This window comes from Rhodococcus ruitaii, from assembly GCF_055230935.1.
Map to the genome: position 1 here is coordinate 106,330 of NZ_JBUYWC010000007.1, position 24,839 is coordinate 131,168.

General features: G+C 63.4%; 25 protein-coding genes. 14 read left to right on the plus strand and 11 right to left on the minus strand.

Annotated elements, in window-relative coordinates; translation table 11 throughout:
• Positions 1 to 69 precede the first annotated feature (69 nt).
• The 3 genes from ACZI8W_RS10265 to ACZI8W_RS10275 are packed head-to-tail and all read left to right on the plus strand — an operon-like array spanning position 70 to position 2,946.
• Positions 70 to 753 (plus strand): hypothetical protein, encoded by a 684-nt coding sequence (locus ACZI8W_RS10265; protein WP_463368386.1) that lies wholly within the window; start codon positions 70 to 72, stop codon positions 751 to 753.
• A 55-nt stretch (positions 754 to 808) separates the two neighbouring features.
• Entirely contained in the window at positions 809 to 1,711 is a 903-nt protein-coding gene (locus ACZI8W_RS10270; protein WP_463368387.1) for an enoyl-CoA hydratase/isomerase family protein, read from the plus strand.
• Between the two features lie 20 nt (positions 1,712 to 1,731).
• Positions 1,732 to 2,946 carry a cytochrome P450 gene (locus ACZI8W_RS10275; protein WP_463368388.1) on the plus strand — a complete coding sequence of 405 codons (1,215 nt, stop codon included), beginning with the start codon at positions 1,732 to 1,734 and terminating at the stop codon, positions 2,944 to 2,946.
• Positions 2,947 to 3,035: 89 nt separating this feature from the next.
• Here the strand turns inward: ACZI8W_RS10275 and ACZI8W_RS10280 are convergent, their stop codons facing one another.
• A complete protein-coding gene (locus tag ACZI8W_RS10280) occupies positions 3,036 to 4,178 on the minus strand; it encodes a thiolase family protein (protein WP_463368389.1) in 1,143 nt (380 codons plus the stop codon).
• Positions 4,171 to 4,611: a Zn-ribbon domain-containing OB-fold protein gene (locus ACZI8W_RS10285; protein ID WP_463368390.1), complete on the minus strand. Its 441-nt coding sequence runs from the start codon at positions 4,609 to 4,611 to the stop codon at positions 4,171 to 4,173. Before ACZI8W_RS10285 ends, ACZI8W_RS10280 begins: the two co-directional genes overlap by 8 nt.
• Before the next feature lie 139 nt (positions 4,612 to 4,750).
• Here ACZI8W_RS10285 and ACZI8W_RS10290 point away from each other — a divergent pair, with 139 nt between their 5' ends.
• From ACZI8W_RS10290 to ACZI8W_RS10300, 3 genes are read left to right on the plus strand one after another with little or no spacing between them, the layout of a single operon-like run.
• Positions 4,751 to 5,590, plus strand: coding sequence for an amidohydrolase family protein (locus ACZI8W_RS10290; RefSeq protein ID WP_463368391.1), 840 nt, complete (start codon positions 4,751 to 4,753; stop codon positions 5,588 to 5,590).
• Between the two features lie 28 nt (positions 5,591 to 5,618).
• A complete protein-coding gene (locus tag ACZI8W_RS10295) occupies positions 5,619 to 6,707 on the plus strand; it encodes an acyl-CoA dehydrogenase family protein (RefSeq protein ID WP_463368392.1) in 1,089 nt (362 codons plus the stop codon).
• Between the two features lie 11 nt (positions 6,708 to 6,718).
• Positions 6,719 to 7,906: an acyl-CoA dehydrogenase family protein gene (locus tag ACZI8W_RS10300; RefSeq protein WP_463368393.1), complete on the plus strand. Its 1,188-nt coding sequence runs from the start codon at positions 6,719 to 6,721 to the stop codon at positions 7,904 to 7,906.
• 64 nt (positions 7,907 to 7,970) lie between these two features.
• Here the strand turns inward: ACZI8W_RS10300 and ACZI8W_RS10305 are convergent, their stop codons facing one another.
• Positions 7,971 to 9,191: a CaiB/BaiF CoA transferase family protein gene (locus ACZI8W_RS10305; protein ID WP_463368394.1), complete on the minus strand. Its 1,221-nt coding sequence runs from the start codon at positions 9,189 to 9,191 to the stop codon at positions 7,971 to 7,973.
• 98 nt (positions 9,192 to 9,289) lie between these two features.
• On the opposite strand from ACZI8W_RS10305, the gene ACZI8W_RS10310 reads away from it, so the two are divergent.
• From ACZI8W_RS10310 to ACZI8W_RS10325, 4 genes are read left to right on the plus strand one after another with little or no spacing between them, the layout of a single operon-like run.
• Positions 9,290 to 10,831, plus strand: a complete 1,542-nt coding sequence (locus ACZI8W_RS10310) for an aldehyde dehydrogenase family protein (protein ID WP_463368395.1) — start codon at positions 9,290 to 9,292, stop codon at positions 10,829 to 10,831.
• A gap of 36 nt (positions 10,832 to 10,867) precedes the next feature.
• Complete coding sequence (locus ACZI8W_RS10315) at positions 10,868 to 11,716, plus strand: mycofactocin-coupled SDR family oxidoreductase (RefSeq protein WP_463368396.1); 849 nt, start codon at positions 10,868 to 10,870, stop codon at positions 11,714 to 11,716.
• An 8-nt stretch (positions 11,717 to 11,724) separates the two neighbouring features.
• A complete protein-coding gene (locus ACZI8W_RS10320) occupies positions 11,725 to 12,537 on the plus strand; it encodes an NAD(P)-dependent oxidoreductase (RefSeq protein ID WP_463368397.1) in 813 nt (270 codons plus the stop codon).
• Positions 12,538 to 12,553: 16 nt separating this feature from the next.
• A complete protein-coding gene (locus ACZI8W_RS10325) occupies positions 12,554 to 12,856 on the plus strand; it encodes a hypothetical protein (RefSeq protein WP_463368398.1) in 303 nt (100 codons plus the stop codon).
• 13 nt (positions 12,857 to 12,869) lie between these two features.
• Here the strand turns inward: ACZI8W_RS10325 and ACZI8W_RS10330 are convergent, their stop codons facing one another.
• From ACZI8W_RS10330 to ACZI8W_RS10345, 4 genes are read right to left on the minus strand one after another with little or no spacing between them, the layout of a single operon-like run.
• Complete coding sequence (locus ACZI8W_RS10330; protein WP_463368600.1) at positions 12,870 to 13,475, minus strand: cysteine hydrolase family protein; 606 nt, start codon at positions 13,473 to 13,475, stop codon at positions 12,870 to 12,872.
• Positions 13,476 to 13,486: 11 nt separating this feature from the next.
• Positions 13,487 to 14,503 (minus strand): Rieske 2Fe-2S domain-containing protein, encoded by a 1,017-nt coding sequence (locus ACZI8W_RS10335; RefSeq protein WP_463368399.1) that lies wholly within the window; start codon positions 14,501 to 14,503, stop codon positions 13,487 to 13,489.
• 39 nt (positions 14,504 to 14,542) lie between these two features.
• Positions 14,543 to 15,844, minus strand: coding sequence for an amidohydrolase family protein (locus ACZI8W_RS10340; protein ID WP_463368400.1), 1,302 nt, complete (start codon positions 15,842 to 15,844; stop codon positions 14,543 to 14,545).
• A 56-nt stretch (positions 15,845 to 15,900) separates the two neighbouring features.
• The gene (locus ACZI8W_RS10345) at positions 15,901 to 17,133 is read right to left on the minus strand and encodes an amidohydrolase family protein (RefSeq protein ID WP_463368401.1); all 1,233 of its coding nucleotides are present in this window, start codon (positions 17,131 to 17,133) and stop codon (positions 15,901 to 15,903) included.
• 94 nt (positions 17,134 to 17,227) lie between these two features.
• Between ACZI8W_RS10345 and ACZI8W_RS10350 the strand changes: the two genes are divergently transcribed.
• Positions 17,228 to 17,620, plus strand: coding sequence for a pyridoxamine 5'-phosphate oxidase family protein (locus tag ACZI8W_RS10350; RefSeq protein ID WP_463368402.1), 393 nt, complete (start codon positions 17,228 to 17,230; stop codon positions 17,618 to 17,620).
• Positions 17,621 to 17,720: 100 nt separating this feature from the next.
• On the opposite strand, the gene ACZI8W_RS10355 is transcribed toward ACZI8W_RS10350, so the two are convergent.
• Complete coding sequence (locus tag ACZI8W_RS10355) at positions 17,721 to 18,437, minus strand: TetR/AcrR family transcriptional regulator (RefSeq protein ID WP_463368403.1); 717 nt, start codon at positions 18,435 to 18,437, stop codon at positions 17,721 to 17,723.
• 140 nt (positions 18,438 to 18,577) lie between these two features.
• Between ACZI8W_RS10355 and ACZI8W_RS10360 the strand changes: the two genes are divergently transcribed.
• On the plus strand, positions 18,578 to 19,375 hold the full coding sequence (locus tag ACZI8W_RS10360) for an SDR family NAD(P)-dependent oxidoreductase (protein ID WP_463368404.1): 798 nt from the start codon (positions 18,578 to 18,580) through the stop codon (positions 19,373 to 19,375).
• Between the two features lie 40 nt (positions 19,376 to 19,415).
• Here ACZI8W_RS10360 and ACZI8W_RS10365 read toward each other — a convergent pair whose 3' ends face one another.
• From ACZI8W_RS10365 to ACZI8W_RS10375, 3 genes are read right to left on the minus strand one after another with little or no spacing between them, the layout of a single operon-like run.
• Positions 19,416 to 20,219: an enoyl-CoA hydratase/isomerase family protein gene (locus ACZI8W_RS10365; RefSeq protein ID WP_463368405.1), complete on the minus strand. Its 804-nt coding sequence runs from the start codon at positions 20,217 to 20,219 to the stop codon at positions 19,416 to 19,418.
• Positions 20,220 to 20,257: 38 nt separating this feature from the next.
• Positions 20,258 to 21,070 carry an enoyl-CoA hydratase/isomerase family protein gene (locus ACZI8W_RS10370; RefSeq protein WP_463368406.1) on the minus strand — a complete coding sequence of 271 codons (813 nt, stop codon included), beginning with the start codon at positions 21,068 to 21,070 and terminating at the stop codon, positions 20,258 to 20,260.
• Between the two features lie 26 nt (positions 21,071 to 21,096).
• A complete protein-coding gene (locus tag ACZI8W_RS10375; protein ID WP_463368407.1) occupies positions 21,097 to 21,882 on the minus strand; it encodes an SDR family oxidoreductase in 786 nt (261 codons plus the stop codon).
• A 160-nt stretch (positions 21,883 to 22,042) separates the two neighbouring features.
• Here ACZI8W_RS10375 and ACZI8W_RS10380 point away from each other — a divergent pair, with 160 nt between their 5' ends.
• Positions 22,043 to 23,281 carry a cytochrome P450 gene (locus tag ACZI8W_RS10380; RefSeq protein WP_463368408.1) on the plus strand — a complete coding sequence of 413 codons (1,239 nt, stop codon included), beginning with the start codon at positions 22,043 to 22,045 and terminating at the stop codon, positions 23,279 to 23,281.
• Between the two features lie 20 nt (positions 23,282 to 23,301).
• Complete coding sequence (locus ACZI8W_RS10385) at positions 23,302 to 24,798, plus strand: acyl-CoA carboxylase subunit beta (protein WP_463368409.1); 1,497 nt, start codon at positions 23,302 to 23,304, stop codon at positions 24,796 to 24,798.
• The last annotated feature ends 41 nt before the right edge of the window (positions 24,799 to 24,839 follow it).

A 24,839-nucleotide genomic window follows, 5' to 3' on the forward strand; every position in this document is an offset into this window, starting at 1 on the left:
ACCGTTGCCTTCTGTACAAGTTAGCAAGGAACCCGGGCAGGCGGAACCGGGGCGGCCGAAAGAGACGCGATGACCAGCAACGAGGTGGAGAACACGCCCCGCCGGGATGGGTCTCCTGTCCCGGGAAGGCTCGGCGAACCGCCACTGGCGCAGACCCGGCATGCGGCGGCATGGATCCGCAGGCTCAGCGGGCTGCTGCTGTCGCTCGAGTACGAACACGAAGTGGTCGACGAGATGCTCATCCGCTTCGCCGAGTGGGAACAGACATTGGTAGCGGCGGTGCCCGCCGACTCTCGACTCCGGCGTGCCGACGACACGAGCGGCGCGCGGCGCGTCTATCTCGACCATGCCGTCGACATCGGCTCGTTCAACCCGAGCTTTCCCGAATACGAACTCCGAACCTTCGACGCCGATACCGCATCCGGCACGGTGAATTTCCCCGTGATGTACGAGGGGCCACCCGGGCTCGTGCACGGTGGCTTTCTCGCCGTGTTCTTCGATTGCGTCATCCAGCAACATAATTGCGAAGTCGGCATTGCGGGCAAGACGCGGCTACTCAGCGTCCGGTATCGACGGCCCACCCCGTTGCTCACCGACTTGGAGTTCGATGTCGTCCGACAGCAGACCGAGCGGGGGCTCGTGTCCGAAGCGCGTCTCATGCGGGACGGTGAAGTGTTGTGTATCGCCGAGCTCGACTCGGTTGCGAAGCAGATCGACCAGCTGGGGGCTACGGGGCTCGGCCGCCGCCGATGACGTAGTGACCGGCTGTGTCCCGCCGCAGGAAACCACTATTGAGAAGGACATATAGATGACAAAGGCCAGTGCGTCCGACGGCAGGGTGCTGTTCGACAGCGACCGGGATGCCAGAATCGCGACCATCACCCTCAACAATCCGTCACAGCGGAACTCATATGACAAGACGATGCGCGATGAACTCGCGCGATGCCTGGACATCGTGGTCGACGACGACGACATCACCGTTGTGCTGCTGCGGGGAGCGGAAGGCGTGTTCAGCACCGGGGCGAACATGAACAACGCCTACGGCTGGTACGGCGAGGGGAACGGCAACGGTGATACCCCGGCACCCGAGAAGCGCCGACCGAGTCAGCGTCGCAGATTGACCGTGGATCGCAAGACCTTCGACTTCTACCACGAGTTCCTGGGCTTTCCGAAGGTCACGGTCGGCGAGATCAGCGGATTCGCGTTGGGCGGCGGGTTCGAGATGGCGCTGATGACGGACATCTCTGTGATCGCACGCGACACACGAATCGGCATGCCCGCGACCCGTTTCCTCGGTCCGGCGCTCGGAAGTCTGCACATGTTCTTCCACCGACTGGGCCCCGTCCTGGCACGGAAGTTGCTGCTCACCGGCGACATCGTCACTGCTGGGTCGGTCGAGCACCTCGGTGTGTTCACCGAAACCTGCGAGCCCGCACACACGACAGCCCGCGCCAGGTATTGGGCTGAGAAGGCTTCGAGGATGCCGGCCGACGGCGTCGTCATCGCCAAGGAAGCGTTCCGCTTGGTGGAGCAGAGTCAGGCGTACCAGGGGGAGGAAGTCGCGAGCTATCTCTTCCACGCATTCGGAACCAACCTCCAGTTCGCATCCGGCGAGTTCAATTTCGTGAAAACACGTGCGCAACATGGCACGAAAGACGCGTTCCGTCTTCGCGACGAGCATTTTCATGTCCCCGAGCCGGACTTGACGTGAGTTTCCTACAGGAGGATGCAGTGACCCACACGAAGCTCGTTTTCGACCCGTTCTCGCAGGAGTTCTTCGACGGTCCGTATGACATCTATGCCAGGATGCGCGAGGAAGCGCCCGTCTACTACAGCGAGGAATACGACTTCTATGCGTTGAGCCGGTACGAGGACGTCGCCCCGGCGTACCGAGATTTCGAGACATACTCGTCGGCGCGGGGGCTCGATCTTGCGACCGTGCGCAAGGGTGAGATCTCCTCGTTCAAGTCGATCATCGTGCTCGACCCGCCCGAGCACCGGCACATGCGACGACTCGTGAGCAGGGTGTTCACACCTCGTGCGATCAACGACTTGCGCGATATGGTCGATGCGCAGATCGTCCGATTTCTCGGTCGTGTGGATCCCGCGGGTTTCGATATGGTTCAGGACTTCTCCGCATATTTCCCGATGGAGATCATCTCGGAGATGCTGGGTGTCCCAACGGAATACCGAACCCAGCTGCGTCTGTGGACCGATGCGTCGCTGCACCGCGAGATCGGGCAGATCGAGATGAGTGAGGCCGGAACCGATGCGGTCGTCGAAGCGATGCGGTTCTATTACGGACTCGTCAAAGAGCGTCGCGGCAATCCCCAGGACGACATGATCAGCAAGCTCATCGAGGCCGAGATCGAACGCGACGACGATCAGCCGCCGAAGCTCACCACGATGGAGATCGCGATGTTCGCGTCGCTGCTCGGCGGAGCCGGCGCCGAAACGGTAGCGAAACTGATCGGAGGAGCTCCCGTGACTTTCGCACGATTCCCGGATCAGTGGACCAAGCTGCGGGAGGACCGCTCGCTGATCCCGGATGCGGTCGAGGAACTGCTGCGTTTCGAATCTCCGAATCAGTACAACGTGCGGTATTCCATGCGCGACGTCGAGCTGCACGGGGTCACTATTCCTGCAGGCAAGCCGGTGTTCCTGATGTTGGGTTCGGCGAACCGGGATCCTGCCGCCTTCGACGACCCGGATGTCTTCGACATTGAGCGGGATCGTTCGGGGCGGCAGAGTCTTGCCTTCGGCCTGGGAATCCACAGTTGCCTGGGTGCGGCGCTCGCGCGGATGGAAAGTGCACTGGCCCTCGGTCATCTGCTCGATTTCATGCCCGAGTTCGAGGTCGACTTCGACAACTGCACCCGCGTGAGTATGCAGAACGTCGCGGGTTACGAGCGGGTGCCGGTCAGGGTTCGTGCCCGGCCGCAATGACGCCGGGCGGCGATCGCACCGCAAATAGACAGAAACAATCTCTCCGGAAGGTTGTTTCTGTCTATTCATGCAGCGGTGTTTGATTGAATCTACGTGGTGACAACGGTCGCGCCCGCAGTGCCCGGAGCCCCGTAGAGCAGTGCGAAGCCTGCAGTCGGGTTCCCCGGCACCTGACGTGACCCAGCGTCTCCGCGCAACTGAAGCACGAGTTCGTGCAGCTGCCGAAGTCCTGAGGCTCCGATCGGCTCGCCGTTGGCTATCAGCCCGCCGTCGGTGTTGACGGGAAGGCTGCCGCCGATCTCAGTGGCGCCGTCTGCGATCAGCTTCTCCTGGTCGCCGTCGGCGCAGAATCCCGCCTCCGCGATGTGGATCACCTCGGCGCCGGCATCGGTGTCCTGGAGTTGGACGACGTCGATGTCCTGCGGCGAGATGCCGGCCTTCTCGAACGCGGCGCGCGAGGCGAATACGGACGGAGACGGGACTTCGTCGACCGGCGCGTAGGTGGTGTTGACCTCGTAGGCCCCGTATGTACGTGTACGCACCTCGACCGAGCGGACATAGACCGGCTTGGACGTGAAGCGGTGAGCGATATCCGCTCGGCACATGATCACTGCTGCCGCGCCCTCGTCCGGGGCGCAGAACATGTAATGCGTCAGCGGGTAGTTGAGCATGGGGGAGTCGAGGATCTGCTGCTCCGAGACGGGTTTGCGTCTGAACGCATTCGGATTGTTCACACCGTTCCGGTAGTTCTTCGCGGCGACCTTCGCCAAGGTCCGGACGGAGATGTCGTGGTCGTGAAGGTAGCGGTTCGCCTTCATTCCGAAGAACTGCGTGGTGAGGTACTGGCCGTTCTCGCCGTACCAGGAGGGCATCCCGACCAGTGTGGGATCCACGGTGAAAGCGCCGCGGGGGTGCTTGTCGAGTCCGATGGCGATGCCGATGTCGTACTTGCCGAGCCTGATCGCATCCGCGCATGCCTCGGTGGCGCTTGCCGCCGTGGCGCAGGCGTTGAACACGTTGGTGAAGGGAATCCCGGTCAGCCCCATCAGGCCCACGATCGCGTCGGGATTCGCGACCTCCCAACTTCCGCCGACGGCGAACTGGATGTCCTTCCATTCGACGCCGGCATCGGCGAGTGCGACGCGGATGGCGTCGGTACCCATCTGCATCGCCGTCTTGTCGAACCGGCCGAAGGGATGCATCCCCACGCCGATGATCGCTACCTCATTCATTCGATGCTCCCTTGGGGTCGACGGGCCGGAATGCGAAAGTGATGACTTCGTCGCCGTTCTCGTCGTGCCCGAGCGGGACCATCGTCAGTTCGACGTTCATCCCGAACCTCAGGTTCGACGGACTGTTCTCCGTGAGGCGACCTTCCACTCGAACCACGTCTCCCAACTGCACGAGGCCGACACCGAACGGTACGAACGTCTCGGGTGTCTCGTCCCCGAGATACGGCGCGCCGGGGAGGAAACCCTGCGTGGTCCAGGCGACGAGTGTCCCGGTGTGCGGTAGTGCGACGTCGGTCATCTGCTCGCGGCTGCACCGAGGGCACAACGGCTGCACGGGGAAGACCGTCGCGCCGCAGTCGTCGCATGTGCTTGCGAGGAGTTGCGGCCGGTCGTCGGGCCAGGTCGATAGTTCTGGGGCGATCGCTCTCTGCATGGTTCGTCCTCGGGTTGTCGGGACCGGGGAAGATGCTCACCGTCGACATCTTCCTATCTTGCGGTAGATCATACCGATAGGTATACAGTAGTAGCGGTTACCGCGCGAGAGACCACACCGCTGTCCGAACGGAGTTCATATGCCGCGCAAAGCTATCGACTGTCTGGTCAACGTCCACTTCGGGGAGGCGGACTCGCAGCCGAAGTGGATGACGTCGGTTCGCGACAACTACTTCAAGGGCCCGAAATCGATGTTCGATCCGGTCGACATGTCGGAACTGCTCGACGAGATGGACGAGCAAGGCGTGCAGAAGGCGATCCTGATGGACTCCATCGCGACGCCCCGGCTCACCGCCCGGAAGTTCGTCGAAGCCCACCCGGAGCGGTTCTCTCTCGCGATGGGGGTCGGTAGTCTGTTCCGACCGATCAAGGCGCTGCGGGAACTCACCGTAATTACGCAGGACCTGCCGGTCAGCTATGCGGCGATAGGCCCCAGTTTCTGGGGTGACGGTGACTATCCGCCGAGCCATGCCTTGTACTACCCGCTGTACACGAAGTGCGCCGAGATCGGCCTGCCGCTGTGCATGAACACCGGCATTCCCGGTCCTGCGCTTCCCGGAGAAGTTCAGAACCCGATTCACCTCGACAAGGTGTGCGTGCGCTTCCCGGAATTGAAGCTCTGCATGGTCCACGGAGCGGATCCGTGGTGGGATGTCGCGATCCGGATGTTGATCCGGTTCCCGAACCTGCGGCTCATGACATCGGCGTGGTCGCCGAAACGCCTGCCGGAGAACCTCTTGCATTTCATGCGCACGCGCGGGCAGAACAAGGTGATCTTCGCGTCCGATTGGCCGGTGCTGACGCAGCGCCGCATCATCCCCGAGGCGCTGGCACTCGACCTGCCCGAGACGGCACTCGACAACTACCTCTTCGGCAATGCAGAGGAGTTCTTCTTCGGCGACCGGCAGCCCCTCGGCTGATCTCCGGACGACAACTTAAGGAGTAGAGATGGATCGGTACGAGCTGCGGCGCGAGGACTACAGCCTGAGCGAAGACCAGCTGGACCTGCAGAACGCGTACGCCAAGTTCTTCGAAACCCGCTGCACGATCGAGAGCGTGCAGGCCGCCGCGGACGACGGATTCGACCGAGCACTGTGGGAGAAACTCTGCGCGACCGGTGCGACGACGATGGCCCTTCCGGAGGAGGCCGGCGGCGACGGCGCGACGCTGGTCGATCTGACGCTGGTCGCCGAGGAAGCGGGCAGGTATCTCGCTCCCATCCCGTGGATCGATCATATTTGTGCGGCGAGACTTCTCGCGCGTCTGGACACCCGGGATCTTGGTCCGGTGGCCTCGGGCACACGCATCGTCGGTCTCGACCCACATCTCGGTGACCGGACGGGCCGACGCCTGATCCCCACCGCATCGATCGCCGACGACCTCATCGTGCGCGACGGCGACGACGTCGTGCTCCTCACGTTTGCCCCGGCCCCGGAGCATGTCGAAAATCTTGGGAAGCTGCCGATGGCGTGGGTCGACCCCGCCGATGCAACACACCGGAAGGTTCTCGGGAGTGGCCCCACCGCCATCGCGGAGTTGGATCGGGCACTCGACGAATGGCGCCTGCTGACCGCGTCGGCGCTGGTGGGTCTGGTGGAACAGACGATGCGCCTCGCCGCCGAGTTCGCGAAGACCCGCTATACGCTGGGGGTTCCCATCTCCTCGCTGCAGGGCATTTCGCATCCACTGGCGAACATCGCCATCGTCGTGGAAGGCGGACGAGCCTTGGTGCGCAAGGCAGCGTGGTTCCTGGAGAACGAGCCGGACGTCAGACCTGAACTTCCGGGCGCGGCCTTCGTCTTCATGGCGGAAGAGGCGGCGCCCGCCGCGACCATGTCTGTGCACATCCAGGGCGGGCTCGGCGTGTCCACCGAGGCGGCAGCAAGTTCGTATCTCGTGCGGGCGCGTGGCTGGTCGTTGGCCGGCGGAGATCTCGCCGACACCACACGGCACGTGGCTCGGCTGGTGGCACAGAAACGTTCCGCACTACTTTCCGTCGCTCCGGCGGGTGCCGATGCGGCACTGGCCGCGGTGTAGAGGAGGAGAACATGGATTTCTCACGGGTCGAACTGGCCGGAGACGAGCAGGCGTTTCTCGACGAGATTCGTACGTTCCTGGACAAGCATGTCACCGACGAAGTGCGCAGACGTGATCGGGAGACGGGAGACAACTTCGATGAGGGCGTCCATCTCGCGATGGGCGAAGCCGGTTACCTCGAACGCGAGTATCGCACACCCGAGGACGGCGGTTTCTCTCGTGTCGAGAGCCGCATCTGGGCACTCGAACGTCGCCGTTCTCATGTTCCGTGGGTGACATGGGGAACGACGATCCTGGTCTCGCATTCCGTCGAGGCATACGGCTCGGCGGAACTGCGGGACGAGGTGATGCCCGGAGTGTTCAGCGGTCACGTGCGGATGTGCCTCGGGTACACGGAGCCCGAGGGCGGTTCGGATATCGCGACCTGCAAGACGAGGGCGGTGCGGGACGGCGACGACTGGGTGATCAACGGTTCCAAGATGTTCACCACCGGCGCACACAACTGCCGGTACGTCTTCCTGATCACCAATACTGATCCGAACGCGGAGCGGAAACACAAGAGCCTGACCATGTTCCTGGTTCCACTCGATGCTCCCGGCATCGAGGTCCAGGGCCTGTGGACGGTAGATGGCGATCGCACCAACATCGTCTACTACAACGACGTGCGGATCTCCGACAAGTACCGGCTCGGGGAAGTCAACGGGGGCTGGGCGGTGTTGCGGGGGCCGCTCGACGCGGAGCACGGGGTTGTCGACGCGGCCACCGATGGTCTCGACGACATCGCGATTCTCCAGCATCAGGGCATGTTCATGGGCGCGGCGGTCGACAAGGTCGCAGCAATCGTGGCCCGACCTGGGAGCGACGGGCAGCGCCGCATCGACGACGGAGCCGTCGCCGACCGTCTGGGCAGGTCCGTTGCCCGGATCGAGATGGCGCTGAGTACGCCCAACATGTACGGCCGTGTCGCGATCGCTCAGACGATGCGCGACGTCGCTCCCGAGCTGATGGATATCCTGGGTTCCGCGTCGGTGCTGCCGACGGACGTCGACGGCGCGATCGACGACGGGGCGAGCGAATACCTGTACCGGTGGGCACCACTGTGCGGAATCTATGGGGGAACCCTGGAAGTGTTCCGCAACATGATCGGGCAGTACATGCTCGGGCTGGGCCGGCCGGTGTACGCACCGGTCAAGAGCTGAGTCCCCGCCACGAGAACGCCGGCCGGACCACACTTGGTCCGGCCGGCGTTGTGTGTCGCGGGGTTTACAGGACGGCTCCGGCGACCTTCGCGGCGATGATGTCGTCCCAGCACATCCCCAGTTCTTCGAGGATCTGGTCGGTGTGTTCGCCGTGTTCGGGTGAGCGCCCCGGTTCCGCAGGAGTCTCGTCGAACTGGATCGGGGCGGCGACCGTCTTGAACACCTCGCCGTTCTCGTCCGTGACACTCATCAGGTAGCCATTGGCGTCGGCCTGCGGGTCGTCGAGCACCTCGGCCGGGGTAGCGAGCGGCGCCCACACACCCGGCTCGTCGGCGAGGATCTTCTGCCACTCGGCAAGATCGCGATCGGCGAAGATCCTTCGCAGCAGGGTCGTCGCTTCGTCTTTGTTGGCGACGAGATTGGCGAGCGGGGTGAACCGTTCGTCGACCGCGAGTTCGGGGTGCCCGATCCGTTCGCAGAACCCATGCCAGAAGCGATCGGCCTGCAGGAACACGAGCTGAAGCCACCGGCCGTCGCGAGTCTTGTAGCGATTCACCACTGGATTAGGAGCCTCACCCTGGGAGTAGGCCGGGATGCGGTCGATTCCGTAGTAGTCGGCCGCGCAGATGTCCGGTGCCACAGCCCACATTCCCTGGGCAAGAAGTGATCCGTCGACTGTTCGTGCCGCTCCGGTCCGCTCCCGGTGGAATAGGGCTGCGACGATGCCGCCGGCGAGGGTGCTACCACCCTGCAGATCGCCGAATGCGGGGCCTTGCGCGAACGGGAACTCCTGGCCGTCCGGAGTGAGGGCGTAGGCAACCCCCGCGCGTGCTGTGTACCCGGAGGCGTCGAACCCGCCCTTGTCGCGGTCGGGTCCCAGCGGGCCCTGTCCGCTACCGCGCGCGATGATCAACTTCGGGTTGAACGAGCGCAGAGTGTCGACCGAGAGGTCGGCGCGTGCGAGGGCCCCCGGAAGCCAATTCGTCAGGAGGACGTCGGCCTTCGCGATGAGCTTCGCAAAGATCTCGCGCCCCTCGGGTGTCTTGATATCGATTGCGATACTGCGCTTTCCGTGGTTTCCGATCTCCATCATGAAGTTGGCCGCCACTCGGGAGTCTGCGGGGTCGAGGCCGCCGACTGTCAGGTAGCGGCACGGGTCGCCGCCTCGGGTGTCCTCGACTTTTATCACATCGGCGCCCCAATCTCGGAGGACGACACCGGCGCTCGGAACATAGGTCCAGGATGCAAGTTCCACTACCGTCACACCGTTGAGGAGATCGGACATCGGCGTTCCCTTCTCGCAGAAAGTCGTCTGTACAGCTTCCCAGAACATTACTGTATTGGTTACAGTTAGTCATCCGGTTCTGTAGTCGAGGAGGGTGTATGGGTAAGGTCGTCGACAGTCCTGAGATCACGAGTGTGGAGCTGGGTCGGCGTGTTGCGGAGCGGGCAGAGGCACGTCTGCTCATCGATGGAGTGTTGACCGAAGCGACGGGCGGCGCGACGTATCGAAATCTCAGTCCCGCCACCGGACTTGTGCTCGGCGATGCTGCCGCCGCGAACGCCGACGACATGACTCGAGCAATCGGTGCGGCACGTCGCGCCTTCGACGAGACGTCGTGGTCGAACGACCGCGCCCTGCGACGGCATTGCCTCGAACAACTCCAGGCTGCGATCGAGTCCGAGAAGGAAGACCTGAGAGACGAACTCGTAGCAGAGGTCGGATGCCCAGTGATGGCCACGGCCGATGCCCAGCTGGACTGGCCGCTGGCCGATGCCCTCCGGTATCCGGCATCGCTGATCGACAGCTTCGAATGGGAACGGATCCTCGACGGCGGAGGACTGTTCGGACAGCGAAACATCCGCACCGTGGTTCAGGAAGCGGTGGGGGTGGTTGCAGCGATCACGCCGTCGAACTACCCGATCGAGGTGGTCCTCAACAAGATCGGTCCGGCCCTGGCCGCGGGCAATACCGTGGTCCTCAAGCCGGATCCGAACACGCCATGGAACGCCGCTCGTCTCGGCCGCCTGGTCGCGGAGAAGACCGACATCCCACCCGGGGTCTTCAACGTTGTGACCACACCCGACAACGACGTCGCGGGACTGCTCGCCGACGACCCTCGCGTCGACCTCATCTCCTTCACCGGATCGACCGCCGTCGGTCGCACGCTGATGCGTCGAGCCGCCGCAACGATGAAGCGGACATTCCTGGAACTCGGTGGCAAATCCGCCCTCATCGTGACCGACGGCGCCGACCTCTCGAAGGCGATCATGGCGACGATCGGCGCGTGCTCACACGCAGGGCAGGCCTGCGCGGTCAATACCCGAATCCTTGTGCACGAGTCGATTTTCGACGATCTAGTCGCCGGAGCGGCTGAGGCGTACAAGCAACTTCCGGTCGGAGACCCGGCGGCGCCGGGGACATTCGTCGGGCCACTGATCAGCGCTGCCCAGAAAACGAAGGTGCTCGGCATGCTCGATCAGGCCCGCATCGACGGTGCTCGCTTCCTCGTGGGCGGAGGTGAGGTCGACGGATTGGCCGAACATCTGGGAAACGGCCACTTCGTAGCGCCGACACTCGTGACGGGCATCGACAACAGTGCTGCCCTCGCGCAGGAGGAGGTCTTCGGGCCGGTTGCAATCCTGATCCCCTTCGCCACCGACGATGAGGCGATCCGGATCGCCAACGACAGCCAGTTCGGCCTCGCCGGTGCAATCATGACCGATTCGTTCGAACGTGGCGAAGTCATCGCGCGTCGCATGCGCACCGGAGCCGTCGGCATCAATGGCGGGATGTTCTACGGCGCCGACGCACCATTCGGTGGATACAAGAACAGCGGTGTCGGGAGGCAGTGCGGGATAGAAGGTTTCGAACAGTACCTCGAAACCAAAACCCTTGCCGCCCGGGTACCCCGCCAAGTATGAGGACTGTTTCGCGCATCGGCTAGGAAAGGAACACTGATGGGTAAGCTCGACAACAAGATCGCACTGGTCTCGGGAGCGGCACGCGGACAGGGGAGGTCGCATGCGGTTCACCTCGCGGCCGAGGGCGCAAGTATCATCGCCCTCGATATCTGCGCCGACCTCGAGGGCAACACATATCCACTGGCGAGTCGGGAGGATCTGGAGGAGACCGCCCGCCTCGTGGAGAAGGAAGGCGTCCGTGTTCACCCGGTGATCGCGGACGTCCGCGAACGCCGCGACGTGTGGAACGCGATCGCCGGAGGAGTGAGTGAACTCGGCGCGCTCGACATCGTCGTCGCCAACGCGGGAATATGCCCGATGGGCGACGGCCAGACGTTGCAGTCGTGGTCCGACACGATCGATACCGACTTGGCAGGTGTGTTCAACGTCGTTCAGGGCAGTATTCCGCACCTCGGGAAGGGTGCGTCGATCATCGCGACCGGCTCGTTGGCCGCTCAATTGGGCAGCGCGACCAATCAAGGACCGGGCGGCTCGGCCTACAGCCTCGCGAAGCAGGTGGTGGCACGCTACGTCAACGATCTCGCAGTGCAGTTGGCGAAGCAGGACATTCGCATCAACGCTGTGCACCCGACGAACGTGAACACCGACATGCTCCACAACGAGGGCATGTACCGGGTGTTCCGACCCGACCTCGAACACCCGACGAGAGAAGAGGCCGAGATGGCATTCCCGGCGATGCAGGCGATGCGTGTGCCCTACATCGAACCGTCCGACGTTTCCGAGGCAGTTCTCTTCCTCGCGAGTGATGCGTCGCGCTTCATCACCGGCACCCAGCTTCGGATCGACGCGGGCGGCTATGTGAAGTCCGTGCCTTGGAAGGGATGAATACCACCATGACCGACATCATCGGATTTCTCGGAGCCGGCCAGATGGGTGAGCCCATGGTCCGCCGACTCCTCGATGCAGGTCGCGATGTCCGTCTCTACGCACGCAAGGAGGAGGTACGCATGCGTTTGGGCGCGGCCGGCGCGTACCTCGCAGACTCGGTCGCGGATGTGGCTCGGCAGGCCGACATTCTCGTCGTCTGCTTGTTCTCGGATGCGCAACTCATGGAATTGGCCGCCGGGCCGGATGGGTTCATGGCGCACGCGAAGGACAGCACGATCGTCGTGTCGCACACGACGGGGACTGTCGGCACCCTCGAGAAGATTCGTGCTGACCACCCGGACGGGCCAGTGCTCGTCGATGCGCCGGTGAGCGGGTCGGCCGACGACATCGATTCCGGTACGCTGACCGTGCTTCTGGGCGGAGAGGAGTCGTTGCTCGACCGCGTGGAACCTGCAGTGGGGGCCTACGCCGATCCGATCATCAGGACCGGGCGATTCGGTAGCGCCCTCAACCTGAAGTTGGTGAACAATCTGCTGTTCGCGGCGAATGCTCAACTTGCTGCAGCGGCTGTCGAACTCGGCGAACGTCTCGGTATCGGAAGTCGTGAGCTACTCGACGCGATCGCGTTGTGCAGCGGTCGAAGTCATGCGCTCGCCTCCATCGGCAAGGTCGGCGGAGTCGAGGCCTTCACCGAGTTCGCGTCTCCGTTTCTGCGGAAGGATGTCGCCGCATGTGTGGCAGCCGCCGAAGATGCAGGGGTCGACCTCGGCTGGCTCTCCGCCGTTGTGGCAGATGGCCCGATTGCATTGACGAATTAGGGACGGAGCATTACAGATGATCAAGACCGGTACGCGTTTGGAAAGTCAGGCCTGCGACACGCAGGTGATCGTTGTGTCCGCAGCTGCTTCGCTCGACGGTCTCCGGTGCGGGGGAGCAGCGATGGTGCCCGTGGGAGCGGCAAAGCAGAACGGGATCACTCTTGCGGAGGAGCATGCCAACGGGACGCTCATCGGCAAGCGCTACGTCGCCGACGACGGCGCCGAAGTGCTGGTGACCAAGTCGGGCACAGGGAGTTTGTCTGCGGGAGATACGCCGCTTCGCCAGAAAGAATCGAAAGCACTTCCTGCCAGCGATTGACGAGTCGGTGTCGCTACCGTCTCCACACCGAGAGAACGTCCTCGGTAGTGGTGACGGTCGCGAGCACGCTCAGTGTGTGGTCGATCATTGCCGCTGCGTAATCGGTGGGGATTCCCGCGACGGCATCGCGAGGGATGACCACGCGATACGAATTGTTGACCGCGTCCATCACCAGGTTGGGTATTGCGACGTTCAACGAGACGCCGACCGCCACGATCGTGTCGATACCGAGGTTGCGTAGAACAGCGTCGAGGTCGGTGCCGCCCATCGGACCGAGACCGTGCATGCGGGTCAACACCAGGTCCGATGGCGCAGGTCCGAGCTCCGGAAGCAAGGAGGCTCCAGGGCTTCCCGGCGGCATGGTCGTGGTGTGGCGTCCGATCGCGAAGAGCCGCGCATTGTGGTTCGACCCCTGGTTGTCGTCGCGACGGTGAACCAGACAGTGCACCACACGAACACCCGCCTCGCGGGCGACGGGCAGAAGCCGGCTGATATTGGGTATGGCCATACGTCTCGCCTCGTGCCCAAGCTCCGCCATGCGCGAATCCGGACCGACGACGGCGCCCTGCAGTTCCTGTGTGACGATAGCCGTACGGTCCGGATTCAGAAGGTCTGTCAGCGAGGGCGCACTCACGCGCGGTCCTGGATCGAGTCTGCCGTCTGGACTTCGTAGAATTGCGTTGCCCACCGACGCATCGCCATGTACGGCTTGGCGTCGACACGGCCGAGCGGCGGATTCTCGACGTAGATCTGGTAGCGCCAGATGCCGAGGTCTTCGAAGACGGTGTGGAGGAATCGACGCTCGACTTTCTCCTGAACGTCCTGAGGTGGGGCCTCGGAGTCATCACCGTCGTTGCGAGGCCACCAGATCGAATAGAAGAGGTCGGAATGTCCGTCGTCGACGGGGGTGCAGGCGAAGATCAGCCGGTAGTTCTGTGCGCCTTCGAACGCGCTCATCGCGTACCCCAGTCCGGAGAAGTGGCTGTGGATGCGCAGCGCCATCTTGTCGGGGTCGTCGCTGGTGGCGTCAGGCCAACCGGTGAGGAACCGCCATTCGTTGTCGACGGCTTCCCATCCGAGCGATACCGGTGTGACGCTGGCGCCGTGTACGTATCGAAAATGTGCACTGTCCGGACCGTTCTCGGCCACGATCTGCGGATGCACCGGCTCGTACTCCGCCCGGCGTGAGAACTCCGGATAGATGCGGTAGTAGCTGTCGGGACCGGCGGTGATTTCGGGGAATTTCGTGAACGGGTCGGGTAGCTCCCACTGCGGCGGCAGCCCGGCCGGCTGATGCCACATGTAGACGATTCCGTGCTGCTCCAGGACCGGGTAGACCCGCAGTTTCAGTGCTTTGTTGGGGCGATCCGGGTCGTAGGGTATGTACCGGTTCGACCCGTCCGGCCCCCACCGCCAACCGTGGAACGGGCATTCGATGCAGTCGCCCACCACTTTTCCGCCGTGCCCGAGGTGCGCTCCGAGATGACGGCAGTGCCCGGTCATGACGTGCAGTTCGTCCGACTCATCGCGGTAGGCGACGAGGTCATCCCCGAAATACCTGAGAGCCCTGCTCTGCCCGGTCTTGAACTCCTCCGACCAGCCGATCACGAACCAGCCCGTGACCTTCCAGGTGAATGGCACGTCCAATGGATGCCTCGCTCTTTTCGGTCGGTGATCGGCGACGGTTCAGCTCGAACGCTGCATCTGAGAGGCCGCGCTGATCTGCTGCTCCCAGGCCGCGAGTTTCTCTTCGGGTCTCGTCTGGTGATGGCTCAGCGCACGGATGCTCACGTCGTGGTCCGCCGATGCGGCGCGCAGCGCACCGACGGTGGCTTGCTCGCGGGGTATGTGTGCGAACGGGTCGAACGAATACCACCGCATCGCGTTCAGGTGAGTCATCTTGTCGACCTCGATGTCGGGAACCTGGTCGGCAGCGAAGACGCCGTTCAGTTCCTCGGGGGCGCCCGGCCACATCGAATCACTGTGGGGATAGTCCATTTCCCAAGCGATGTTGTCGATTCCGATATCGTGGCGGAGCTTGACGCCGAGCGGGTCGCTGATGAAGCACGTGAGGAAGTGTTCGCGGAACACGTCGCTGGGAAGCTTTCCGCCGAAGTCCTGCAACGTCCACGTCGAATGCATCTCGAAAGTCCGGTCTACGCGCTCGAGGAAGTACGGGATCCAGCCCGTGCCGCCCTCCGAGAGGGCAATCTTGAGGTCCTTGTATTCCTTGACCGGGCGCGACCACAGGAGATCGGCGGCTGCGTTCACGATGTTCATCGGCTGGAGGGTAATCATCACGTCAGGTGGTGAATCTGTCGCGGGGATCGAGAGTTTGCCCGACGAGCCAATGTGGACCGACATCACGGTATCGGTATCGACGAGGGCCTTCCACAACGGATTCCAGTACTCGTCGTGGAAACTCGGGTATCCGAGTGCGGCCGGATTCTCGGTGAAGGTGAGGGAGTGCACTCCCTTCTTCGCCAGGCGTCGGACCTCCTGAGCGCACAGTTCGGCGTCCCAGATCACTGGTAAGCCCATCGGAATGAACCGCCCGGGGTACGCACCGCACCACTCGTCGATGTGCCAGTCGTTGTAGGCCTGCACCAGCGCGAGCGAGAATTCGGAATCCTCGGTCGCGAACAGGCGAGCGGCGAAACCGGGGAACGACGGGAAGTTCATCTGCGCCAGAACGCCACCGGCGTTCATATCCTTGACCCGTTCGTGTACGTCGTAACAGCCCGGTCGGATCTCGTCGAGGCCTTCGGGTTCGAGGCCGTACTCCTCCTTCGGACGACCGGCGACTGCATTGAGGGCAACGTTGGGAATGATTCGGTCGCGGAACTTCCACATGTCCGCGCCGTTCTCCATGTGCACGAGACGCGGTGCATCGTCGACGTACTTCTTGGGGAGATGATTGGCGAACATATCCGGTGGTTCGATGATGTGGTCGTCGACGCTGACCAGGATCATATCGTTCTTGTCCATGCTCGTTCCTTTCCGAGGGCTGTACGAGAGTCCTCGAGGATCGGATTCGGAGGCAATTACCTTGCTGTGGCGAGCTTCGGCGGGTTCGAGGCCTCCGGATCCGGATTTGCGATCGGTAAGCCCATGAAGCGGCGAGCGTTGTCACCCATGAAATCCCAGGTGCGTCGACGATCCATTCCCTCCGCGTACTTCCAGTAGCCCTTGGGCTCGGGAAGGCCTTCGGGGTGCGGATAGTCGGATCCGAACATGACCTTGTCCCAGCCGACCATGTCGACGACATCGGCCACCGAGCCCTCCCAGAAGGGGCTGACCCAGACGTTGCGACGGAATACCTCGAGCGGATCCTCGGGAAAATTCTGCGGCATCTTCTTCGTCAGGTCCTCGAGGTCGTGGAACAGCGGCCGAATCCACGAACTTCCGTTCTCCACGCTTGCGATTCGCAGCTTCGGGAAGCGGGTGAGAGTTCCGTGGCAGATCAGGCTGCCGAGCATGTCGGCGATCTCTCGGTGTCCGAGCGCGAGCCAACGGAATGCGCTCATGGCCATGAAGTTCTGGGTGTTCGGGGGCTCCCACTTGTTGACGTACTCGTCGAGTGGCGGCTGACTGGCGTGGAGCGCGATCGGAAGGCCAGCTGTTTCCACCTCGCGCCAGAAGGGGTCGAACTCGGGGAGGGCTGGAGAACGCCATCCGTGCAGGCCTTTGACCGGAGCAGGTTTGATCAGCGCGACCTTCGCCCCGTTCTCGACGAGGTACTCGAGCTCGCGGCGGGCACCGTCGACCTCGGCGCAGTTGATCACGGGAGTGGTGAACACTCGGCTCTCGTGGTCGAAGCCCCAGTGCTCGAGCATCCACCGGTTCAGGGCGTGGACGATCGCGAGTGTCAGTTCCGGATCGTCGGCGGACGAGTGCTCGACGAGACTCGCCAAGGTGGGAAAGACCAACGATTCTCGCACTCCCTGCCGGTCCATCTCGGTCAAGCGTTCCTCGGGACCGCGGGTTGCGGGTGGGCAATCGATCGCCGCGCCCTGCATTTCGCGGAGTGTGAGACCGTCGACGTTCTCGCCGGCGAAGAACGTCTCGTGGGCGCCCGGTGCTGCGACTCGGTCGAAGGTGGGGTTCGGGATGAAATCGGTAATCTTGCCATTGATGGCGAGGCGCGTACGACGGCCGATCTGCACGTACTGGACGGCATCGGCATACTCGGCAGGGAGGTATCTGGTCAGCGCCTCGGATGTCTCGTACATGTGTGTGTCGGCGTCGAAGATCGGTGCGTCATCGGTCCCTGTCATTGCGCAGTTCTCCTTGTTTGTGCCCGCTCGTCCATTCGAGCCTTGCAGCGCGCAACCGTTATGTCAACAGTCGATATTACTGTAACTTGGTACCATGATATCGAAAGTGCCTCTCGGTTACGAGGATCTTCTCGAACGGCCGATTGTCGGCGTCCTCGCTACGGTCAGTCCCGACGGATCACCGAGCCTGAACCCGATGCGGTTCGACTGGGACGGTGCACATCTGCGGATGAGTCAGGTCATTCCCCGCAAGAAGTTCGTGAGCCTGCAGGCGAATCCCAACTATTCGTTCCTGATCACCGACCCTGAAGACCCGGTGCGGTGCCTCGAGGTGCGTGGCTGGCTGGTGACGGTGGCGGGTGACCACGACGGATCGTTCTATCTGTCGCTGGGGAAACGCTACGGGCAACCCGGCCCGGAGCTACCCGACGACGTGGACGACCGGGTGGTCATGATCCTCGACGTCACCCGGTTCACAGCGAAATGATCCGCGGGGCCCGTTCTGGTTCCGGATCGGCACACTTGCGGTCTCCGGAGACATCCGCGCGCTGCCGACCTCGCGCGTATGTCCTATCGGTTCGCGATTGTCATGTCGACCTTGCCGGGACTGCGCCCCACTCTTCCTGCGAGGCGAGGACGCGGGCCGCGTGGTCGAGGATGCATTCCAATCCGTACTCGAAGTTCCGGTCGTTGGGTTCGCCGCTCTGCAGGCCGCTCTCGCTTGCCTCCGCAAGGAGTGGAGTGGTATCGGGTGAGATCGACAGGATCTCGTAGTACGCACCCGATGGTTCCTCGGATTGCCGGTTCTTCTCCTGGAGTCGTTGGAGGACGACCATCCCGTGCACATGCAACTGCACGGCCGAGTAGATGTTTACCGCGTCGGCCAGCGTGAAACCGGATTCGACGAGGCTCGTGATCACGTTCTCGTTGTGCAGTGCGCCCAGACGAGCTGCATTGGCGCTCAAGGACGGGCGGATCAGAACGAGATCGCACAGGATCGGGTGGCCGAGGATGGTCCGGCGAACCGTGCGAGCGTGAGTACGCAGAGTGTCGCGCCAGTTGGGGGCTTCGACGAGGGGCATGGACCGCATGGATTCGCGCAGGGCGTGGTCGGCCATCGCGGTGAGAAGATCGTCCTTCTTGCGGAAGTACCAGTAGATGCTGGTCACACCGATGTCGAGGTGGCGCGCCAGCATCGGCATGCTCAGCTGGTCCACGGTGACCTCTGCGGCGAGTTCGAATGCGCCCCGGAGGATGTCGTCGGGATTGAGGGTTCCTCGTTCGAGCCGAGTTCGCTTCGCCATCATTGGTACCACCTTGTGCGTCGTGTCGGTGTGATCGGGCGAAGACATGCCCTTCACCCCGCTGTCTTCGCTGTAGATATGCTTACCGTATATGCTTCGATAGTGGTGTAGGTTGCACCGTATCCGAAGGTGAGGACTCAATGGATCTTGGACTCGGAGGCGCAGCGGCCGTCGTGGTGGGCGGCAGCCGTGGGATGGGATTTGCTACTGCCCGGTGCTTGGCGGAGGAGGGCGCGCGTGTTGCGGTCCTTGGTCGTTCTTCGGCCGATGTCGAGGCCGCTGCCGAGGCATTGTCCGGATATGGAAGTCCCGACGCCGTAGGGCTCACTGTCGACGCGCGTGACGGTGACGCAGTGTCCGAGCTTTTCGACGAACTCGGAGGTCGTTGGGATGGTGAGCTCAATGTGCTCGTCAACACCGTGGGGCCGAATACGCAGGGGACGTTCGACATCCTGACCGACGACCAGTGGCGCGACGCCGTAGAAGACGGTGTGATGTCGATGGTGCGGTGCGTGAGGGCCGCCCTTCCTTATCTCCGTGCCTCGGAGTGGGCGCGCATCGTCAACTTCTCTGCGCAATCCACTCAGCGCCAAAGTGTTCCGCTCGTGGCGTACACGGCAGCAAAGTCGATGTTGACGAGTGCGTCGAAGAATCTGTCGCAATTCCTGGCGCCCGACGAGATTCTGGTGAACGTCGTCTCTCCTGGAACCATCGTCACGCCGGCCTTGATCGAGTGGGCGAGGTCGGTGGGGGTGGAATCGCGCGATCCGTACGCTCTGATGGACGCCATCGGAACACATTTCGGGCATCCCGCACAGATGCCGCGTGCGGGCCTGCCGGAGGAAGTGGGCCCGCTGGTGACGTTCTTGGTTTCGAAGCGAAACTCGTACATCACCGGAGCCGACATCAACATCGATGGTGGCTCCGACTTCACCTGATCGTCTACTTGCCCGGCTTTATCTACTTGCCCGGCTTTATCTACTTGCACTGCCACATGGGTGCACGCTTCTCGACGAATGCTCGGGGGCCCTCGAGCGCATCCTCCGTGCGCGTCACCCGCTCACGGAACGACTCGGCCAGCATCTCGGCCTCGTGCATCGGCATGTCCAAGCCCTTGATGATGGCCAGCCGAGTTCCCCGAACCGCCAGTGGTGCATTGGCATTCACGACGTCTGCGATCTCGTGAGCCCGCTCGAGCAGCAGGTCGGGGTCGACGATCTCGGTGATCATGCCGAGTTCGTATGCGCGCTGGGCGGTCATCCGTTCGTGCTTGCCCATCAGGGCCATCCGCAGCGCGACGGTTCGCGGGAGCACCCGCGCGGCGCGCACCATCTCACGTCCCGCGACAAGACCGATGCTGACGTGCGGGTCGAAGAAGGTGGCCTTCTCGGAGGCGATGACGATATCGCCGGTGGTGACCCAATCCATGCCGGCGCCGCAGCAGAGTCCGTTGACGGCGACGATGATCGGCTTGGTCATCGACCGAAATGGGGGCGTGCCCTCCTGCGGTGCCTCCCACTGCTCGTAGGTGGACAGGTACGGACGCTCGTTGATCACCTTGCCGTCGCCCGGAATCTCCTTGACGTCGGCGCCCGTGCAGAACGCCCGACCATTGGCGGTGACGACGAGAGTCCAGATCTTGTCATCGTTCTCGGCCTCGGCGTACGCCGCCCGCAACTCGGTGATCATGTGCGGGCTCAGCGCATTGAGGGCTTCGGGCCGGTTGAGGGTGAGGGTCGCGGTGTGGCCGGCGACGGCGTACTCGATGGTCTCGAACGTCATTTCTTCTTCCTTCTGCAACGAGGTCGGGGTCCGGTGATTCACCGGGCGGCCGCGGCGCGGGTGTAGTCGGGGTCGCGCTTCTCTGAAAAGGCAGCGAAGGCCTCCAGTACGTCGGCGCCCTGAAGGTTCGAAGCCTGCGCCTGCGATTCGTACTCGAGTGCTTCGGTCAACGTCCGGTCGAGCCCGCAGTTGAGCAGGTCTTTGGTGTGCGCGAGTGCGAGCGGAGGTCCGGAAGCGAGCTGCTTCGCGATACCGTGAGTGAAGTCGTCGAGCGACGCCGGTGCCGTCACCCACGTGACGAGACCGAGCGACTGTGCCTCCTCCGCTCCGATCATCTCGGCTAGCAGGGCCAGCCGTTTTGCGCGTTGTAGCCCGACAATCCGTGGAAGTAGCCACGACCCACCTGTGTCCAGCGACAACGCGCGACGCGCGAAGATCTGGCAGAACCGTGCATCCGCAGCGGCCACCACGAGGTCGCAGGCCAGCGTGAGATTCCAGCCAGCGCCGACCGCGACCCCGCTGACCTTGGCGACGGTCGGCACCGGAAGTTCCTGGAGTAGGCGGATGGTGTCGTTGATGGTGCTGATCAGCTCGGACGGGTCCGGGAACTCGTCCATCCCCGCGGTGTCGGCGATGTCGGCACCGCTGCAGAACGTGCCGCCCGCGCCGGTGAGCACTACCGCACGGACCCCGTTGCCTGCGGTCGCGTCGAGAAGGCGATCCCGCAGACGTGCCCACATCTCGGGGGTGATCGCATTCTTCCGTTCGGGGCGATTGAGTGTGAGCGTCAGGATGCCGGCGTGCAGATCGGCGAGCACCGGCCCGTGGGGGCTCGAGGCGTTGTCGGGCATGGTCACCTCAGGGTGTCGAAGGGGGGCTACAGCTGGATCGGCGCACCGACTGTGAGCGGGGCGACGAAGCCGCCGTCGACGTGGATGTCCTGGCCGTTCACCCACCCGGCGGCCGGCGATCCCAGGAACGCGATGACCGGCACGACGTCGGCAACGGTGGCATGCCGGCCGACGAGGGCTTTCACCCCATCGAGGACGTCCTTGCCCATCGACTCCTCGAAGTCACTGAGGATCGGGGTCTCGGTCGGTCCGGGGCTCACCGTGTTCACTCGGACGCCGTACTTCTGCCATGCGGCTGGGGCGAGGCGCTTTGCATAGATGATCGCTGCCTGTTTCGACGTGCTGTACACGGGATAGTTCGGATCCTGGTCGGCCTGCCAGCGTTCGACGGTGTCGCCGTCGGTTGCTTCGAGGAGTCCGGCGAGGTCGTTCTGGCGTTCCTGCCAGCCGACGGCCGCCACCGAGGCGACGGTGACGACGGATCCCCCTTGGCGTAGCAAGGGCAGCATTCCTTCGGCGAACAGTCGCATGCCGAGGTAGTTGACCTTCAGGACGTCGGCGGGGGGCGCGGTTCCGGGCACCCCGGCGACGAAGGCCAGCAGGTCCCAGTCTCCTCCGATCGAGCCGAGCAGCTTCTCGATCTGCGCCGCGTCGCGCAGGTCGCACGGTGCATGTTCCGACGCTGCCGCACCGTCCGGATGGAGGTCGACGGCAAGTACGTGGTCGCCTTGTTCGTGGAAATGGGCGGCCGTGGCGGCACCGATTCCCGACCCCGCTCCGACGACGACAATTCTGCGCTGATCAGTTGCCATGTGGTCCCGTGCCTTTCCGGGGATCAACCCGACGAAAGCTATATAGAATGCTTGACAGTAAGGCACACTATAAATCACTCTAGGGCGGGAAGGCCAGGGTTCGAACGCCTCCGGCGTCGGACGGAAACGCTGCCAGGATGCGCGGAACGGAGTGTCGTTCGTGAACCAGCGAATCGTAGGAGAGGGCGCTAGAGTCTTGGCGACCCCGGCCGCATACCAGGACGAAACCCACCTTCATGCGGTGCTGGCACAGGCGCGCGCGACAGAGCCGGTGGCCCGGGTGGAGGCGCCGTCGTACCGGCCGTTCTGGGCGCTCCTCAAGCACGCCGACGTCATGGCCGTCGAACGCGAGAACACGCTCTTCACCAATTCGCCCCGACCGGTGCTCATGACAGCAGAGTCGGACGAGATGCAGGCCGCGGCCGGTGTGCGCACCCTCATCCATCTCGACGGCGCGCAGCATCGCGTGCTTCGCTCGATCGCAACCGATTGGTTCCGCCCGAAGGCCATGAAAACCATGGAGGTTCGAATCGAGCAACTTGCGAAGTCGCACGTCGATCGGATGCTCGAGGCCGGAGGTGAGTGCGACTTCGTGTCCGAGGTCGCGGTGAACTTCCCTCTCTACGTCATCATGTCGCTGCTCGGCGTCCCCGAATCCGACTTCCCTCGAATGCTGCGTCTCACACAGGAGCTCGTGGGTAGGGACGACGACGAACTGAAACGAAAGGAGTCTGCGGACGACACCATGAACGCGCTCCTCGAGATGTTCGAGTACTTCAACGCGCTCACGGCATCGCGTCGCGAGAACCCTACCGACGACATGGCGTCCGCGATCGCCAACGCGCGCATCGACGGGGCGCCCCTCTCCGATATCGAGACCATGTCGTACTACACGATCATCGCGACCGCAGGCCACGACACGACCAGCAGTTCCATCGCCGGAGGGCTTCGCGCCCTGATCGACCATCCTGATCAACGTCGAGCGCTGAGCACCGACCTCGACCTGCTGCCGCACGCGGTGGAGGAGATGATCCGGTGGGTCACTCCCGTCAAGGCGTTCATGCGAACCGCCGCCGAAGACACCGAAATCCGTGGTGTACGCATCGCTGCCGGTGATTCCCTTCTGTTGTCCTACGCGTCGGCCAACCGCGACGAAGAGGTCTTCGACGACCCCTTCGCCTTCGACATCCGGCGCGACCCCAACAGCCACGTCGCATTCGGGTTCGGCGTGCACTTTTGCCTGGGCGCGGGCCTGGCGCGGATGGAAATGAAGAAGTTCTTCGCCGAACTGTTGCCGCGCCTCGGTTCGATCGAACTCGCTGGCGAACCCGAACTGACCGCAACCACTTTCGTCGGAGGGCTCAAGCGCCTTCCGATCCGTTACTCGACAGCCACATGACGACCTCCGAAGGACCTCACATGACACAGGCGCGGATCTGGGGCGACGCCCTCGACGACCTCTCCCGGCGCCGAACCCACGCGCACGGGATGGGTGGCCCGGAACGGGTGGCGAAGCATCGCGGCAAAGGCAAACTCGATGCGCGAGCGCGAATCGATCACCTGCTCGACAAAGGCAGCTTCCACGAGTTCGGCACGCTCGTCGGTGGAGAGATTGCCGCCGACGCCATCGTCGCCGGTTCGGGACTCATCCACGGAATGCCGGTGATGGTCGGGGCCGAGGACTTCACCACACTCGCGGGCACGATCTCGCCGGGCAGCAATTCCAAACGCTACCGCCTGGCAGAACTTGCCGTCCGCAACAAGGTTCCGCTCATCATGCTCCTCGAAGGGGCGGGGTTCCGCCCCACCGGAGATCACTACGGCAGAACTCCGACCGATCTGCTCGCGCAGGCACAGTGCTCGGGCAAGGTGCCGGTGGTCACCGCGGTGCTCGGTGCCTCTGCCGGGCACGGCGCGCTCATTGCACCGGTCTCGGACTTCGCCATCATGAGCCGGCAGGGCGCGATCTTCACCGCCGGCCCGCCGGTCGTGAAAGTTTCTACCGGAGAGGATGTCTCGAAAGAAGATCTCGGCGGACCCGGTATCGCCATCGCCAGTGGACTGATCCACAACGTCGCCGACACCGATGAAGAAGTTCTCGACGAGATCCGCCGCTACCTGTCGTACTTCCCGCCGAGCGCGTGGTCGTACCCCATCGCGACCGAGCCCGACGAGTTCTCCGAGCCCCGCGACACCCCCGAGCTTCTCGACATCATCTCCCGCGACAACCGCAGCACCTACGACATGCGATCCGTGATCGACGCGGTCGTCGACACGAAGGATTGGTTCGAGGTGCAACCCGATTTCGGGCGGGCCGTCATCTGCGGGTTGGCGCACCTGGGAGGGCACCCGGTAGCGGTCGTCGCGAATCAGCCGCAGGTGATCGCCGGGTCGATCGACTCCGACGCGGCCGACAAAGCGGCTCATTTCATCTCGGTTGCAGATGCCTTCCATCTGCCGCTCGTATTCCTCGCTGACAATCCCGGAATGCTGCCGGGCAGTGAATCCGAACGCGAGGGTGTTCTCCGCAGCGGTGCCCGCATGTTCGTTGCGCAGACCACCGCTACGACGATGAAGATGCATGTGACCCTGCGGAAAGCGTACGGATTCGGTTCCATGGTGATGTCGCTGATCGGCTTCGACGGACAGGTCGCAGCGTATGCCTATCCCGGTGCAACCATGGGTGCGATGAGCGCTGATGCCCTCAGCGGTGCGTCGAATGCGGACGACGGACTCGCGGCGTCACTTCGAGAAATGGAACTCGAGGCGTCGTATCGCTCTGCCGAACACATGGGTTTCGACGAACTCATCAGCCCCGAGGAAACCCGCAACGCGCTACTCACATCGTTGCAGCGGGGAATCTATGCACGACAAGCAGTAGCGGAGCCTGTCAGCCGCTGCGCGATCGTGCCGTGACTTTCACTGCCTGATCGACATTCGCTGATCTACCGTGCCAC

Excerpts from the sequence above, each read along its gene's own strand:
- ACZI8W_RS10265 (WP_463368386.1), top strand. The coding sequence starts at position 70 with ATGACCAGCAACGAGGTGGAGAACACGCCCCGCCGGGATGGGTCTCCT.
- ACZI8W_RS10270 (WP_463368387.1), top strand. The coding sequence starts at position 809 with ATGACAAAGGCCAGTGCGTCCGACGGCAGGGTGCTGTTCGACAGCGAC.
- ACZI8W_RS10280 (WP_463368389.1), bottom strand. The coding sequence starts at position 4,178 with ATGAATGAGGTAGCGATCATCGGCGTGGGGATGCATCCCTTCGGCCGG.
- ACZI8W_RS10285 (WP_463368390.1), bottom strand. The coding sequence starts at position 4,611 with ATGCAGAGAGCGATCGCCCCAGAACTATCGACCTGGCCCGACGACCGG.
- ACZI8W_RS10290 (WP_463368391.1), top strand. The coding sequence starts at position 4,751 with ATGCCGCGCAAAGCTATCGACTGTCTGGTCAACGTCCACTTCGGGGAG.
- ACZI8W_RS10295 (WP_463368392.1), top strand. The coding sequence starts at position 5,619 with ATGGATCGGTACGAGCTGCGGCGCGAGGACTACAGCCTGAGCGAAGAC.
- ACZI8W_RS10300 (WP_463368393.1), top strand. The coding sequence starts at position 6,719 with ATGGATTTCTCACGGGTCGAACTGGCCGGAGACGAGCAGGCGTTTCTC.
- ACZI8W_RS10305 (WP_463368394.1), bottom strand. The coding sequence starts at position 9,191 with ATGTCCGATCTCCTCAACGGTGTGACGGTAGTGGAACTTGCATCCTGG.
- ACZI8W_RS10310 (WP_463368395.1), top strand. The coding sequence starts at position 9,290 with ATGGGTAAGGTCGTCGACAGTCCTGAGATCACGAGTGTGGAGCTGGGT.
- ACZI8W_RS10315 (WP_463368396.1), top strand. The coding sequence starts at position 10,868 with ATGGGTAAGCTCGACAACAAGATCGCACTGGTCTCGGGAGCGGCACGC.
- ACZI8W_RS10320 (WP_463368397.1), top strand. The coding sequence starts at position 11,725 with ATGACCGACATCATCGGATTTCTCGGAGCCGGCCAGATGGGTGAGCCC.
- ACZI8W_RS10325 (WP_463368398.1), top strand. The coding sequence starts at position 12,554 with ATGATCAAGACCGGTACGCGTTTGGAAAGTCAGGCCTGCGACACGCAG.
- ACZI8W_RS10340 (WP_463368400.1), bottom strand. The coding sequence starts at position 15,844 with ATGGACAAGAACGATATGATCCTGGTCAGCGTCGACGACCACATCATC.
- ACZI8W_RS10345 (WP_463368401.1), bottom strand. The coding sequence starts at position 17,133 with ATGACAGGGACCGATGACGCACCGATCTTCGACGCCGACACACACATG.
- ACZI8W_RS10350 (WP_463368402.1), top strand. The coding sequence starts at position 17,228 with ATGATATCGAAAGTGCCTCTCGGTTACGAGGATCTTCTCGAACGGCCG.
- ACZI8W_RS10355 (WP_463368403.1), bottom strand. The coding sequence starts at position 18,437 with ATGGCGAAGCGAACTCGGCTCGAACGAGGAACCCTCAATCCCGACGAC.
- ACZI8W_RS10360 (WP_463368404.1), top strand. The coding sequence starts at position 18,578 with ATGGATCTTGGACTCGGAGGCGCAGCGGCCGTCGTGGTGGGCGGCAGC.
- ACZI8W_RS10365 (WP_463368405.1), bottom strand. The coding sequence starts at position 20,219 with ATGACGTTCGAGACCATCGAGTACGCCGTCGCCGGCCACACCGCGACC.
- ACZI8W_RS10370 (WP_463368406.1), bottom strand. The coding sequence starts at position 21,070 with ATGCCCGACAACGCCTCGAGCCCCCACGGGCCGGTGCTCGCCGATCTG.
- ACZI8W_RS10375 (WP_463368407.1), bottom strand. The coding sequence starts at position 21,882 with ATGGCAACTGATCAGCGCAGAATTGTCGTCGTCGGAGCGGGGTCGGGA.
- ACZI8W_RS10385 (WP_463368409.1), top strand. The coding sequence starts at position 23,302 with ATGACACAGGCGCGGATCTGGGGCGACGCCCTCGACGACCTCTCCCGG.